Annotated in this window: 12 protein-coding genes and 1 tRNA gene; 3 read left to right on the top strand and 10 right to left on the bottom strand. The window is 66.0% G+C overall.

What is annotated here, in order from left to right; genetic code table 11:
• The first annotated feature begins 2 nt into the window (after window positions 1–2).
• The 3 genes from VHAB30_RS07680 to gmd are packed head-to-tail and all read left to right on the top strand — an operon-like array spanning window position 3 to window position 3,370.
• Window positions 3–749, top strand: coding sequence for a LuxR C-terminal-related transcriptional regulator (locus tag VHAB30_RS07680; protein ID WP_070061303.1), 747 nt, complete (start codon window positions 3–5; stop codon window positions 747–749).
• Window positions 750–809: 60 nt separating this feature from the next.
• Window positions 810–2,297 carry a mannose-1-phosphate guanylyltransferase/mannose-6-phosphate isomerase gene (locus tag VHAB30_RS07675; protein ID WP_159276440.1) on the top strand — a complete coding sequence of 496 codons (1,488 nt, stop codon included), beginning with the start codon at window positions 810–812 and terminating at the stop codon, window positions 2,295–2,297.
• A 35-nt stretch (window positions 2,298–2,332) separates the two neighbouring features.
• Window positions 2,333–3,370 carry a GDP-mannose 4,6-dehydratase gene (gene gmd, locus VHAB30_RS07670; protein WP_159276438.1) on the top strand — a complete coding sequence of 346 codons (1,038 nt, stop codon included), beginning with the start codon at window positions 2,333–2,335 and terminating at the stop codon, window positions 3,368–3,370.
• Window positions 3,371–3,490: 120 nt separating this feature from the next.
• Here gmd and VHAB30_RS07665 read toward each other — a convergent pair.
• From VHAB30_RS07665 to uvrB, 10 genes are all read right to left on the bottom strand, one after another.
• Window positions 3,491–3,565: transfer RNA gene (locus tag VHAB30_RS07665), tRNA-Val, on the bottom strand.
• A 75-nt stretch (window positions 3,566–3,640) separates the two neighbouring features.
• Window positions 3,641–4,348 (bottom strand): DNA polymerase III subunit epsilon, encoded by a 708-nt coding sequence (gene dnaQ, locus VHAB30_RS07660; protein WP_070061050.1) that lies wholly within the window; start codon window positions 4,346–4,348, stop codon window positions 3,641–3,643.
• Window positions 4,348–4,686: an ISC system 2Fe-2S type ferredoxin gene (gene fdx, locus VHAB30_RS07655; RefSeq protein WP_062473234.1), complete on the bottom strand. Its 339-nt coding sequence runs from the start codon at window positions 4,684–4,686 to the stop codon at window positions 4,348–4,350. The genes dnaQ and fdx overlap by 1 nt, the downstream gene beginning before the upstream one ends.
• A gap of 13 nt (window positions 4,687–4,699) precedes the next feature.
• Complete coding sequence (hscA, locus tag VHAB30_RS07650) at window positions 4,700–6,562, bottom strand: Fe-S protein assembly chaperone HscA (protein ID WP_159276436.1); 1,863 nt, start codon at window positions 6,560–6,562, stop codon at window positions 4,700–4,702.
• 6 nt (window positions 6,563–6,568) lie between these two features.
• Entirely contained in the window at window positions 6,569–7,087 is a 519-nt protein-coding gene (gene hscB / locus VHAB30_RS07645; RefSeq protein ID WP_095947180.1) for a Fe-S protein assembly co-chaperone HscB, read from the bottom strand.
• Between the two features lie 63 nt (window positions 7,088–7,150).
• On the bottom strand, window positions 7,151–7,474 hold the full coding sequence (iscA, locus tag VHAB30_RS07640) for an iron-sulfur cluster assembly protein IscA (RefSeq protein WP_007828190.1): 324 nt from the start codon (window positions 7,472–7,474) through the stop codon (window positions 7,151–7,153).
• Window position 7,475: 1 nt separating this feature from the next.
• Window positions 7,476–7,898: a Fe-S cluster assembly scaffold IscU gene (gene iscU / locus VHAB30_RS07635; protein ID WP_062473231.1), complete on the bottom strand. Its 423-nt coding sequence runs from the start codon at window positions 7,896–7,898 to the stop codon at window positions 7,476–7,478.
• A gap of 50 nt (window positions 7,899–7,948) precedes the next feature.
• Window positions 7,949–9,169: an IscS subfamily cysteine desulfurase gene (locus VHAB30_RS07630; protein WP_062473230.1), complete on the bottom strand. Its 1,221-nt coding sequence runs from the start codon at window positions 9,167–9,169 to the stop codon at window positions 7,949–7,951.
• Window positions 9,170–9,256: 87 nt separating this feature from the next.
• The gene (gene iscR / locus VHAB30_RS07625) at window positions 9,257–9,793 is read right to left on the bottom strand and encodes a Fe-S cluster assembly transcriptional regulator IscR (protein WP_056580055.1); all 537 of its coding nucleotides are present in this window, start codon (window positions 9,791–9,793) and stop codon (window positions 9,257–9,259) included.
• Window positions 9,794–10,031: 238 nt separating this feature from the next.
• Complete coding sequence (gene uvrB / locus VHAB30_RS07620; RefSeq protein WP_159276434.1) at window positions 10,032–12,149, bottom strand: excinuclease ABC subunit UvrB; 2,118 nt, start codon at window positions 12,147–12,149, stop codon at window positions 10,032–10,034.
• Window positions 12,150–12,229: the final 80 nt, after the last annotated feature.

Raw genomic sequence — 12,229 nt, 5'->3', positions numbered from 1 at the left:
TGATGGCGCCGCGCCGCCCGGGCCCGTCCGCCCCCGTGTGCGCGCCCGCCGCGAGGCTGTGGCCGGACTTCATGACGGGCCAGGAAAAATCGCCGGTGCGCGTGCTGCTCATCGACGACGACGAGTACATGCGCCGGGTGATCGCGCAGGAGTTGCTGTCGGACCTGCGCATCCAGCTCGAAGGCCAGGCCGACAGCATCCGCGAGGGGCGCAAGCTCTTGGCCACGCATGCGTTCGATGTGCTGATGGTCGACCTGCGCCTCAGCGACGGCATGGGCTTCGAGCTGATCGCCGAGGCGCGCCGTCACCATGGCAACGGCGAGATCATCGTGATCTCCGCGCTCGAGGACGATGCCCACGTGCTGCGCGCCTTCGAGCTGGGCGCCACGGGCTATCTGCTGAAGAACGCCTGGCTGCAGAGCTTTGCCGACGCCGTGCTGCACGTGGTGAACGGCGGCGCCGTCATCACGCCGCGGCTCGCGCGGCGCCTGCTGCACCGCCTGAACCACCAGCCCCGCGAGCCGCAGCCCGCCGACGACGCGTCGCCGCCGCGCGACACGACGCTGACACCGCGCGAGAGCCAGGTCCTTCGCCACGTGGCGTCGGGCTACGTCTCGGCGGAGATCGGCGCCAAGCTCGGCATCACGGGCCAGACGGTCAACGTGCACATCAAGAGCATCTACAAGAAGCTGCATGTGCATTCGCGCGCCCAGGCGGTGAACCTCGCCGTTCACACGGGCCTGATCTGAGCGGCACGCCCACGAAGCGATCCGGTTCATCACCCACTGCACACACAAAGGCTGGTCACCATGAACACCCCCACCATTCATCCCGTGGTCCTGTGCGGCGGCAGCGGCACGCGGCTGTGGCCGCTGTCGCGCAAGGCCTTTCCCAAGCAGTTCGCACCGATCGTGGGCAACAAGAGCCTGCTGCACCTCACGCTCGAACGGCTCGCGACCCTGAACCGGACGATCACCTGCGTCGCGTCGGAAGAGCACCGCTTCCTGGTGCGCGAGGCGATCGAGAACGCGCACGCGCAGGGCCGCCAGATCCTCGAACCCGTGCCCCGCAACACGGCCGCCGCCATGGCCGCGGCGGCGCTGCTGGCCGAGCCCGACGACCTGCTGCTCTTTGCGCCCGCGGACCACCACATTCCCGACGTGGCGCTGTTCGAAGCCACGATGCGCAGCGGCGTCGAAGCGGCCCTGGCGGGCAAGATCGTCACCTTCGGCATCGCGCCCAGCTTTCCGAGCACGGCCTACGGGTACATCGAGGCGGCCGGGGCCACGGGCCATGGCCCCAGCCACGCGGTGGCGCGCTTCGTCGAGAAGCCGACGGCGGCGGTGGCGCAAACGCTGATCCTGCAGGGCAACTACTGCTGGAACGCGGGCATCTTCCTGGTCCAGGCGCGCACGCTGGTCACGGCACTGCGCACGCATGCGCCCGACATCCTCGCCACCTGCGAACGCGCGACCGCCGCGGTGTCGGTCGACGGCAGCTTCGTGCGGCTGGACCGCGAGGCCTTCGAAGGCTGTCGCAGCGACAGCATCGACTACGCGGTGCTCGAAAAGCACGCCGACGTCGCGGTGGTGCGTTTCGAAGGCGCATGGAGCGACGTGGGCAGCTGGAACGCGGTGGCCCAGCTGCACCCGGCCGACGAGGCGGGCAACCGCGTGAGCGGCGCGGGCAGCGTGCTGAACTCGCGCAACACCTTCGTCCATGCGCCGCACCGGCCGGTGGTGGCGCTGGGCACCGAGGACCTGATCATCGTGGACACGCCGGACGCGGTGCTGGTCGCGGGCGCGGACTGCGCCGAACAGGTGGCCGAGGTGGTGCGCATGCTGGCGCGCGAGGGCACGGTCGAAGCCACCGAACATCGCCGCGTGGTGCGGCCCTGGGGCGCCTACGACAGCATCGACACCGGCGAGCGCTTCCAGGTCAAGCACCTGACCGTCAAGCCCGGCGGCAAGCTGTCGCTGCAGATGCACCACCACCGCGCCGAGCACTGGATCGTCGTCAAGGGCACGGCCAAGGCCACGCGCGGCGGTGAGGTCCTGCTGGTGCGGGAGAACGAGTCGATCTACCTGCCCTCGGGCACCATCCACCGGCTGGAGAACCCCGGCAAGACGATGCTGGAAGTGATCGAGGTGCAGACCGGCAGCTACCTCGGCGAAGACGACATCGTGCGCTTCGACGACACCTACGGCCGCTGCCCCGCGGCCGAGAAGCGCGAGGCGCTCGCGTTGCAAGCGGCCCTGCAGCCCACGGCCGAACGCGGCGTCGATGCGCCGGCCTGACCCGTCCCTTCCCCTCCTCTCACCTCATTGAAGCCATGAAAAAACGTGCTGTCGTCACTGGCATTACCGGACAGGACGGGGCGTACCTGGCCGAGCTGCTGCTGGGCAAGGGCTACACCGTCTACGGAACCTTCCGCCGAACCAGTTCGGTGAACTTCTGGCGCATCGAGTCGCTCGGCATCCAGGACCATCCGGAGCTTCATCTCGTGGAGTACGACCTGACGGACCTGGGCAGTTCGATCACGCTCATTCGCGATGCGCAGCCCGACGAGGTCTACAACCTGGCGGCGCAGAGCTACGTGGGCGCGAGCTTCAACCAGCCCGAAGCCACCACGAACATCAACGGGCTGGGCACCCTCCACCTGCTCGACGCGATCCGCCTGACGGACCGCGGGATCCGGTACTACCAGGCCTCGACGTCGGAGATGTTCGGCAACGTCCAGGCCATTCCGCAGAAAGAAGACACGCCCTTCTATCCCCGCAGCCCGTACGGCGTCTCCAAGCTCTTCGCCCACTGGATGACGATGAACTACCGCGAGAGCTACGGGCTCTTCGGATGCTGCGGCATCCTGTTCAATCACGAGAGCCCGTTGCGCGGCCGCGAATTCGTGACGCGCAAGGTCACCGACGCGGCGGCCAAGATCAGGCTCGGCAAGCTCGATGTGCTCACGCTGGGCAACATGGACGCCAAGCGCGACTGGGGCTATGCGAAGGAATACGTCGATGGCATGTGGCGCATGCTGCAGGCCGACAAGCCGGACAACTACGTGCTCGCCACCAACCGCACGGAAACCGTGCGGGATTTCGTCGACATGGCGTTCAGGGCCGCGGGCTACGAACTCCGCTTCGAAGGGACGGCGCAGGAAGAGGTCGCCATCGACCGCGAGAGCGGCAAGGTCCTCGTGAGGATCGATCCGAAGTTCTATCGGCCCGCGGAAGTGGAACTGCTCATCGGCGATGCGTCGCATGCCAGGAGAACGCTGGGCTGGGAGCCGCGGACGACGCTGGAGGAGCTGTGCGCGATGATGGTGGAGGCCGACCTGCGGCGCAACCGCGAAGGCCGCTCCTTCTGAGCGCGGCAGACCCGTCCCGAATGGCATCGGGATCTGCGCGGGACCAACAAAAACGGCACCCGAAGGTGCCGCCTGAAACGAAAACGGCACCTGATGGTGCCGTCTGTCGTAGGTCTGAAATGGTGGGCGGTGGAGGCTTCGAACCTCCGACCCCAGCAGTGTGAATGCTGTGCTCTACCCCTGAGCTAACCGCCCTGAGACACTGCTTTTGAGTTCAGTGTCTTGAACACGTATCGCGTTGTGCGAAGCCTCAGATTATGCCATAGCTTTTCAGCCGTTTTGGCGAAATAAAGTTTTTCCGCCGCTGGATTTGTCGAGTTGCGACAACACGGCCTCGTGCGCGCTGAGTTCGTGCTCGGCCGCCGCGATCACCGGCAGCTCGAACTGGCTCAGGTCGATGGCCACGACCGTCGTGCCCTGCGCGGGCTCGTTCGAGGCCACGTCGATCAGCAGGGCGTCCTGCCCGCGCGTGAGGTTGATGTAGACGTCGGCGAGCAGCTGCGCGTCGAGCTTGGCGCCGTGGAAGGTGCGGTTCGAGCGGTCGACGCCGAAGCGGTCGCACAGCGCATCGAGCGAATTGCGCTTGCCCGGGTACACCAGCTTGGCCATGGCCAGCGTGTCGGTCACTTCGCTCACGAAGGTCTTGAGCGGCGGCAGGCCGGCGCGCTCGAATTCCTTGTTGAGAAAGCCGACGTCGAAGGCCGCGTTGTGAATGATCAGCTCGGCGTCGCGCAGATACTCGATGATGTCCTTGCCCAGCGTGGCGAACTTCGGCTTGTCGCGCAGGAAGTCGGTGGTCAGGCCGTGGACCTTGAGTGCGTCCTCGTGGCTCTCGCGCTCCGGGTTGAAGTAGATGTGCAGGTCGTTGCCGGTGAGCTTGCGCGCGAACAGCTCCACGCAGCCCAGCTCGATGATGCGGTCGCCGTTCTCCGCAGAGAGCCCGGTGGTTTCGGTATCGAGAACGATCTGGCGCGACATCAGTGATTTTCCTTGGCGTGGTTGATCGAGTACTTCGGAATCTCGATCGTCACATTCTCCTGCGCCAGGATCGACTGGCAACTCAGGCGCGATTGCGGCTCCAGGCCCCAGGCACGGTCGAGCAAATCTTCTTCGCCCTCTTCCGCTTCGTTCAGCGAGTCGAAGCCCGCGCGCACGATCACGTGGCAGGTGGTGCAGGCGCAGCTCATCTCGCAGGCGTGCTCGATGTTGATGTCGTTGTCGAGCAGGGCCTCGCAGATCGAGGTACCGGCGGGCGCGGTGATCTCGGCGCCTTGCGGGCAGTACTCGGGATGCGGGTAGATCTTGATCGTGGGCATGAAATGGTTCTGTCTACAGGGATTCGACCTTGCGGCCCGCGAGCGCGCGTGCAATGCCCGCGTTCATGCGCTGGGCGGCGAAGGCTTCGGTGTCGTTGGCCAGCGCCTTCGTGGCGGCTTCGATCGCGGCGGCTTCGTTGCTGCTCTTGGCAACGTCGCGCAGCTGCGCCATCGAGGCGTCGATGGCGGCGCGCTCTTCAGCGCTCAGCAGGTCGCCGTCGGCATCGAGCGCGCTCTGCGTGGCCAGCAGCATGCGGTCGGCATCGACGCGCGATTCCACCAGCGCACGGGCCTGCATGTCCTGCTGGGCGGTGGAGAAGCTTTCCTGCAGCATGGCCGCGATCTGGTCGTCCGACAAGCCGTACGACGGCTTGACCGCCACGCTGGCCTCGACGCCGCTGCCCTGCTCCTTGGCGCTCACGCTCAGCAGGCCGTCGGCGTCGACGGTGAAGGTCACGCGGATGCGCGCCGCACCGGCCGCCATCGGCGGGATGCCGCGCAGCGTGAAGCGCGCGAGGCTGCGGCAGTCGGACACGAGGTCGCGCTCGCCCTGCACCACATGCAGCGCCAACGCGGTCTGGCCGTCCTGGTAGGTCGTGAAGTCCTGCGCCATCGCGGTCGGGATGGTCTGGTTGCGCGGCACGATGCGCTCGACCAGGCCGCCCATGGTCTCGATGCCGAGCGACAGCGGGATCACGTCGAGCAGCAGCAGTTCGCCCGCGCCGTTGTTGCCGGCCAGCTGGTTGGCCTGGATGGCTGCGCCGAGCGCCACGACCTCGTCGGGGTTCAGGTTGATCAGCGGCTCGCGGCCGAAATAGGCGGCCACCGCGCTGCGGATCTGCGGCATGCGCGTGGAGCCGCCGACGAGCACGATGCCCTGCAGGTCTTCAGGCTTGAGCTTCGCATCGCGCAGCGCCTTGCGCACGGCCGCGAGGGTGCGGTCGGTGAGCGCCTGCGTGGCGGCGAAGAACTGCGCGCGCGTCAGCGTGAACTCGGCATGGCCGTCCGCCAGCGCGGCGCTGAAAAGGGTCGACTCGGCATCGGTCAATGCTTCTTTCGCCGCAAGCGCGGCCACGAGCAGTGCGGCGCGGTCATTGTCGCTGCCGGCCTGGCGGCCGGTCTGCGCGAGCACGAAATCGGCGATGGCGTGGTCGTAGTCGTCGCCGCCGAGAGCCGAATCGCCGCCCGTGGCAATCACTTCGAACACGCCCTGCGTGAGCCGCAGGATCGAGATGTCGAAGGTGCCGCCGCCCAGGTCGTAGACCGCGTAGACGCCTTCGCTCGCGTTGTCCAGACCGTAGGCAATGGCAGCGGCGGTCGGCTCGCTGATCAAGCGCAGCACGTTCAGGCCTGCCAGCTGTGCGGCGTCCTTGGTCGCCTGGCGCTGGCCCTCGTCGAAGTACGCCGGCACAGTGATGACGGCGCCGTAGAGCTCGTCGTCGAAGGTGTCTTCGGCGCGGTAGCGCAGCGTGGCCAGGATCTCGGCGCTGATCTCGACGGGCGACTTCTCGCCTGCCGAGGTCTGCACCTTGACCATGCCGCCGTCGTCACCGCCGATGCGGTACGACATGGCATCGCGGTTCGCGATGTCGGCCAGGCCGCGGCCCATGAGCCGCTTGACCGAGGTGATGGTGTTGGCGGGGTCCTGCGCGCGTGCAGCCACGGCGTCGAAGCCGATCTGGCGGCGGTCGCCGTCGAGGTAGCGCACGGCCGAGGGCAGCAGCACGCGGCCCTGGTCGTCGGGCAGGCACTCGGCCACGCCGTTGCGCACCGAGGCCACCAGCGAATGCGTGGTGCCAAGGTCGATGCCCACGGCGATGCGGCGCTGGTGCGGATCGGGCGCCTGGCCGGGTTCGGAAATCTGAAGAAGAGCCATAAGGGCTTATTGTCCCAACTGATCGAGTTTTGTTTCGACGTCCTGGCTGAAGCGCTCAATGAACATGAGGGCTCTCACCTGCTGCACGGCGCCGGGGTAGTCGCCTTTCTCGTCGATCAGCCAGTCGAGCGACGAGAGTGCGCGGGCGCGCGTGGTTTCGACGTCCTCCTGCAGCACCTCGACGGCGGCGATGTCGCGGGCGTCGTCGAGCGCTTCGCGCCACTCCATCTGCTGCATGAGGAAAGCGCCCGGCATCGCCGTGTTGTTCTCGGCATTCAGCGGCGCGCCGTTGAGTTCGCAGATGTAGCTCGCGCGACGGATCGGGTCCTTGAGCCGCTGGTAGGCCTCGTTGATGCGCACCGACCACTGCATGGCCACGCGCTGCGCCGCGGCGCCCTGCGCGGCGAAGCGGTCCGGGTGCGCCTCGCGCTGCAGTTCCTTCCAGCGCGCGTCGAGCACGGCGCGGTCCTGCGCGAAGGTCGCCGGGACGGCGAACAGTTGGAAGTCGGTGTCGTTCAGATTCATGGCAAGAAAAAACCGCCAGCACATGACATGGTGGCGGCTGTGGTCGCGGTCAGCGACGACGCATCAGATGCGAAAACTTTCGCCGCAGCCGCAGCGATCACGTTCGTTCGGATTGATGAACTTGAAGCCCTCGTTCAGGCCTTCGCGCACGAAGTCGAGCTGCGTGCCGTCGATGTAGGCCAGGCTCTTCGGGTCGACCAGCACCTTCACGCCGTGGTCTTCGAACACCACGTCTTCAGGCGTGAACTCGTCGACGTACTCGAGCTTGTAGGCCAGGCCCGAGCAGCCGGTGGTCTTCACGCCCAGCCGCACGCCCACGCCCTTGCCCCGTTTGCCGAGGTAGCGGGTGACGTGGCGCGCAGCGGCTTCGGTCAGCGTGACGGCCATCTCAGTGAACAGCAGCTTCGGCGGTCGACTCGGGGGTCTTGGCGCCGTGCTTGGCCTTGTAGTCGCTCACGGCCGCCTTGATGGCGTCTTCCGCGAGGATCGAGCAGTGGATCTTGACCGGCGGCAGCGCCAGTTCTTCGGCGATCTGCGCGTTCTTGAGGGCCGCCGCTTCGTCGAGCGTCTTGCCCTTGACCCACTCGGTCACGAGCGACGACGAGGCGATGGCCGAGCCGCAGCCGTAGGTCTTGAAGCGCGCGTCTTCGATCACGCCGGTTTCGGGGTTGACCTTGATCTGCAGCTTCATCACGTCGCCGCAAGCCGGTGCGCCGACCATGCCGGTGCCTACCGAGTCGTCGCCCTTTTCGAAGGAGCCGACATTGCGGGGATTTTCGTAGTGGTCGATGACCTTGGAAGAATATGCCATGGTGTACCTCTCAAACTTTGTTCAATCGTGGAGCCTTGGGCTGGCCTGGGTCAGTGGGCCGACCACTGGATCGTGCTGATGTCGACGCCGTCCTGGAACATCTCCCACAGGGGGCTCAGCTCGCGCAGCTTGGCGACGTTGTGCTTGATGGTCGAGATGGCGTAGTCGATTTCTTCTTCGGTCGTGAAACGGCCGATGGTCATGCGCAGGCTGCTGTGGGCCAGCTCGTCGCTGCGGCCCAGGGCGCGCAGCACATAGCTGGGCTCCAGGCTGGCCGAGGTGCAGGCCGAACCCGACGACACCGCCAGGCCCTTGATGCCCATGATCAGCGACTCGCCTTCGACGTAGTTGAAGCTCATGTTCAGGTTGTGCGGCACGCGGCGCTCGAGGTCGCCGTTGATGAAGACCTGTTCGACATCCTTCAGGCCGTCGAGCAGGCGCTTCTGCAGGCGGGCCGCATGGGCGATGTCGTCCTTCATCTCGAGCTTGGCGATGCGGTAGGCCTCGCCCATGCCGACGATCTGATGCGTGGGCAGCGTGCCCGAACGCATGCCGCGCTCATGGCCACCGCCGTGCATCTGCGCTTCGAGGCGGATGCGCGGCTTGCGGCGCACGTACAGCGCGCCGATGCCCTTGGGGCCATAGGTCTTGTGCGACGCCAGGCTCATCAGGTCGATGGGCAGCTTCGTGATGTCGATGTCGATCTTGCCGGTGGCCTGGGCCGAGTCGACGTGGAAGATCACGCCCTTTTCGCGGCAGGCATTGCCCAGCGCGACCACGTCCTGGATCACGCCGATTTCGTTGTTCACGAAGAGCACGCTGGCCAGGATGGTGTCGGGACGGATGGCCGCCTTGAACTTCTCGAGATCGACGAGGCCGTTTTCCTCGACGTCGAGGTAGGTCACTTCGAAGCCCTGGCGCTCGAGTTCGCGCATGGTGTCGAGCACGGCCTTGTGCTCGGTCTTCAGGGTGATCAGGTGCTTGCCCTTGCCCTTGTAGAAGTGGGCCGCGCCCTTGAGCGCCAGGTTGATCGACTCGGTGGCACCCGACGACCAGACGATCTCACGCGGGTCGGCGTTGATCAGGTCGGCCACCTGGCCGCGCGCCTTCTCGACCGCCTCTTCGGCTTCCCAGCCCCAGGCGTGGCTGCGCGATGCCGGGTTGCCGAAATGTTCGCGCAACCAGGGAATCATGGCGTCGACCACACGCGGGTCGACCGGCGTGGTGGCGCCGTAATCGAGATAGATCGGGAAATGAGGAGTGACGTCCATGGCTGGCTCGGGCTGGCGTGGGGGGTTGTGTTCTGGGATCAGGGCAAACTCAGGGCGATGCCCGCAGGCATCGCCGGACTCATCGGGTCAGGACTTCGCGAAGACGTTGCCGAGGGCGAAGACCGAATTCGGCGCATTCACGCGGATGGGCTTGACCACCGGCTGGGCCGAGATGGCGCGCTTGACGACCGGCTTGTTCTCGATCTGCACGCCCTTGGCGATCTGGTCGTCGACCAGCTTCTGCAGCGTGACGGAGTCGAGGAACTCGACCATGCGCTGGTTTAGCGAGGCCCAGAGCTCGTGCGTCATGCAGCGACCCTGCTCACCGAGGCAGTTTTCCTTGCCGCCGCACTGCGTGGCATCGATCGGCTCGTCGACGGACACGATGATGTCGGCGACCGTGATGTCCGCCGCCTTGCGTCCGAGGCTGTAGCCGCCGCCGGGGCCGCGGGTCGACTCGACCAGCTCGTGGCGGCGCAGTTTGCCGAACAGCTGTTCGAGATACGACAACGAAATCTGCTGCCGCTGGCTGATCGCAGCCAGCGTGACCGGACCGGTGTTCTGACGCAACGCCAGATCGATCATTGCTGTGACCGCAAAACGGCCTTTGGTAGTGAGACGCATCGCAAGCTCCTTCAAGTGCTTACCGTTGAAATGACACCACAGCCTTGGGCCGCGGTGACTTCGTCTCCGCCCTGCCCGACCCCGACGCTGGTGAACCAGCCGGTAGGAGTCGGTCCTTCATCGCGAAGTTCTTTGTTGTTGAGTATTTCGGTCAAGTATAGCAGAAGCCCCTGAGATCTGCTCGGGTAAACCCCAGCGCGGTTCGCTTGAAGAAAGCGAACTTATGGCCTAGCCGAAATCAGGACGCCAAACCGGCGATGTTGTCGCCGCCCGACGCCCCGAAAGCCTGCTCGCGCAGCAGCGCCAGCTGGTCGCGCACCCGGGCCGCTTTTTCGAACTCGAGGTTGCGGGCGTGCTCCAGCATCTGCTTTTCGAGCCGCTTGATTTCCCGGGCAATGTCCTTTTCGCTCATGTCCTCGACCTTGGCGCGTTCCAGGTCGAGCTTGGCCATTTCCTTGCCGGTCTTCTCGCTGTAGACGCCGTCGATCAGGTCGCGCACCTGCTTCACGATGCTGCGCGGCGTGATGCCGTTCGCCTCGTTGTGGGCGATCTGCCGGTTGCGGCGGCGCTCGGTCTCGCCCATGGCCTTCTTCATCGACTCGGTCATCCGGTCGGCATAAAGAATGACCTTGCCGTTCAGGTTGCGCGCCGCGCGGCCGATGGTCTGGATCAGCGAGCGCTCCGCGCGCAGGAAGCCTTCCTTGTCGGCATCGAGGATCGCCACCAGCGACACCTCGGGAATGTCCAGCCCCTCGCGCAGCAGGTTGATGCCCACCAGCACGTCGAAGGTGCCCAAGCGCAGGTCGCGCAGGATCTCAACCCGCTCGACCGTGTCGACGTCGCTGTGCAGGTAGCGCACCTTCACGCCGTTGTCGCCCAGGTAGTCGGTGAGCTGCTCGGCCATGCGCTTGGTCAGCGTGGTGATCAGCACGCGTTCGTTCTTCTCGACGCGGATGCGGATCTCGCCCAGCACATCGTCCACCTGGTGCGTGGCGGGACGCACCTCGACCTCGGGGTCGATCAGTCCGGTGGGCCGCACCAGCTGCTCGACGACGTTGCCGGCGTGGTCCTTTTCGTACTGCGCCGGCGTGGCCGACACGAAGATGCACTGGCGCACCCGCTTTTCGAACTCCTCGAGCTTGAGCGGCCGGTTGTCCAGCGCGCTCGGCAAGCGAAAGCCGTACTCGACCAGCGTGACCTTGCGCGCCCGGTCGCCGTTGTACATGGCGCTGAGCTGGCCCATCATCTGGTGGCTCTCGTCGAGGAACATCAACGAGTCCTTCGGCATGTAGTCGGTGAGCGTCGCCGGCGGGTCGCCGGGCTCCGCGCCCGAAAGGTGCCGCGTGTAGTTCTCGATGCCCTTGCAGTGGCCGATCTCGGCCAGCATTTCGAGGTCGAAGCGCGTGCGCTGCTCCAGCCGCTGCGCCTCGACCAGCTTGCCCGAGCCGGTCAGCTCCTTGAGCCGGCCGGCCAGCTCGATCTTGATGGTCTCCACGGCCGCCAGCACCTTGTCGCGCGGCGTCACGTAGTGGCTCGACGGGTACACCGTGAAGCGTGGCACCTTCTGGCGGATGCGCCCGGTGAGCGGGTCGAACAGCTGCAGCGACTCGATCTCGTCGTCGAACAGCTCGAAGCGGATCGCCAGTTCGCTGTGCTCGGCCGGAAACACGTCGATGGTGTCGCCGCGCACCCGGAACGTGCCGCGCGCAAAGTCCTGCTCGTTGCGCGTGTACTGCATGCGGATGAGCCGCGAGATCAGGTCGCGCTGGCCGACCTTGTCGCCGACGCGGGCGATCAGCCGCATCTCCATGTAGTCCTCGGGCGTGCCGATGCCGTAGATGGCGCTCACCGTGGCCACGATGACCGTGTCGCGCCGCTCCAGCACGCTCTTGGTGGCCGACAGGCGCATCTGCTCGATGTGCTCGTTGATCGAGGAGTCCTTCTCGATGAACAGGTCGCGCTGCGGCACGTAGGCCTCGGGCTGGTAGTAGTCGTAGTAGCTCACGAAGTACTCGACGGCGTTCTTCGGGAAGAACTCGCGGAATTCGCTGTACAGCTGCGCCGCCAGTGTCTTGTTGGGCGCGAACACGATGGCCGGGCGCCCCAGCCGGGCGATCACGTTGGCCATGGTGAAGGTCTTGCCCGAGCCGGTCACGCCCAGCAGGGTCTGGAACACCTCGCCGTCGAGCACCCCGGCCACCAGGCCGTCGATGGCCGCGGGCTGGTCGCCCGCCGGTGGATAGGGCTGGAACAGCTCGAACGGCGAATCGGGGTAGCGGATGAATTCGCCCTGCTTCGCCGGCCCTATCGGGTCGACTTTCTTCAGGTCTGCTATGGCTTCGGTGTTCTCTGGCATGGCTGTTCCCGACAGGTGGCGTGGCGCCGGTAAAATTCAAGGCAACCGGAAAGGATAAAGCCTCCTCCGGTTGCCAGCGA

It is taken from the genome of Variovorax boronicumulans, assembly GCF_009811375.1.
Lineage (GTDB): Bacteria > Pseudomonadota > Gammaproteobacteria > Burkholderiales > Burkholderiaceae_C > Variovorax > Variovorax boronicumulans.
This window is presented reverse-complemented; position numbering and strand designations above follow the sequence as displayed.

What these genes read in the sequence shown, in the direction of transcription:
- VHAB30_RS07675 (WP_159276440.1), top strand. Translation starts at nt 810, where the DNA reads ATGAACACCCCCACCATTCATCCCGTGGTCCTGTGCGGCGGCAGCGGC.
- dnaQ (WP_070061050.1), bottom strand. Translation starts at nt 4,348, where the DNA reads ATGTCGCGCCAGATCGTTCTCGATACCGAAACCACCGGGCTCTCTGCG.
- VHAB30_RS07680 (WP_070061303.1), top strand. Translation starts at nt 3, where the DNA reads ATGGCGCCGCGCCGCCCGGGCCCGTCCGCCCCCGTGTGCGCGCCCGCC.
- uvrB (WP_159276434.1), bottom strand. Translation starts at nt 12,149, where the DNA reads ATGCCAGAGAACACCGAAGCCATAGCAGACCTGAAGAAAGTCGACCCG.
- iscR (WP_056580055.1), bottom strand. Translation starts at nt 9,793, where the DNA reads ATGCGTCTCACTACCAAAGGCCGTTTTGCGGTCACAGCAATGATCGAT.
- hscA (WP_159276436.1), bottom strand. Translation starts at nt 6,562, where the DNA reads ATGGCTCTTCTTCAGATTTCCGAACCCGGCCAGGCGCCCGATCCGCAC.
- gmd (WP_159276438.1), top strand. Translation starts at nt 2,333, where the DNA reads ATGAAAAAACGTGCTGTCGTCACTGGCATTACCGGACAGGACGGGGCG.
- fdx (WP_062473234.1), bottom strand. Translation starts at nt 4,686, where the DNA reads ATGCCCACGATCAAGATCTACCCGCATCCCGAGTACTGCCCGCAAGGC.
- hscB (WP_095947180.1), bottom strand. Translation starts at nt 7,087, where the DNA reads ATGAATCTGAACGACACCGACTTCCAACTGTTCGCCGTCCCGGCGACC.
- iscU (WP_062473231.1), bottom strand. Translation starts at nt 7,898, where the DNA reads ATGGCATATTCTTCCAAGGTCATCGACCACTACGAAAATCCCCGCAAT.
- VHAB30_RS07630 (WP_062473230.1), bottom strand. Translation starts at nt 9,169, where the DNA reads ATGGACGTCACTCCTCATTTCCCGATCTATCTCGATTACGGCGCCACC.
- iscA (WP_007828190.1), bottom strand. Translation starts at nt 7,474, where the DNA reads ATGGCCGTCACGCTGACCGAAGCCGCTGCGCGCCACGTCACCCGCTAC.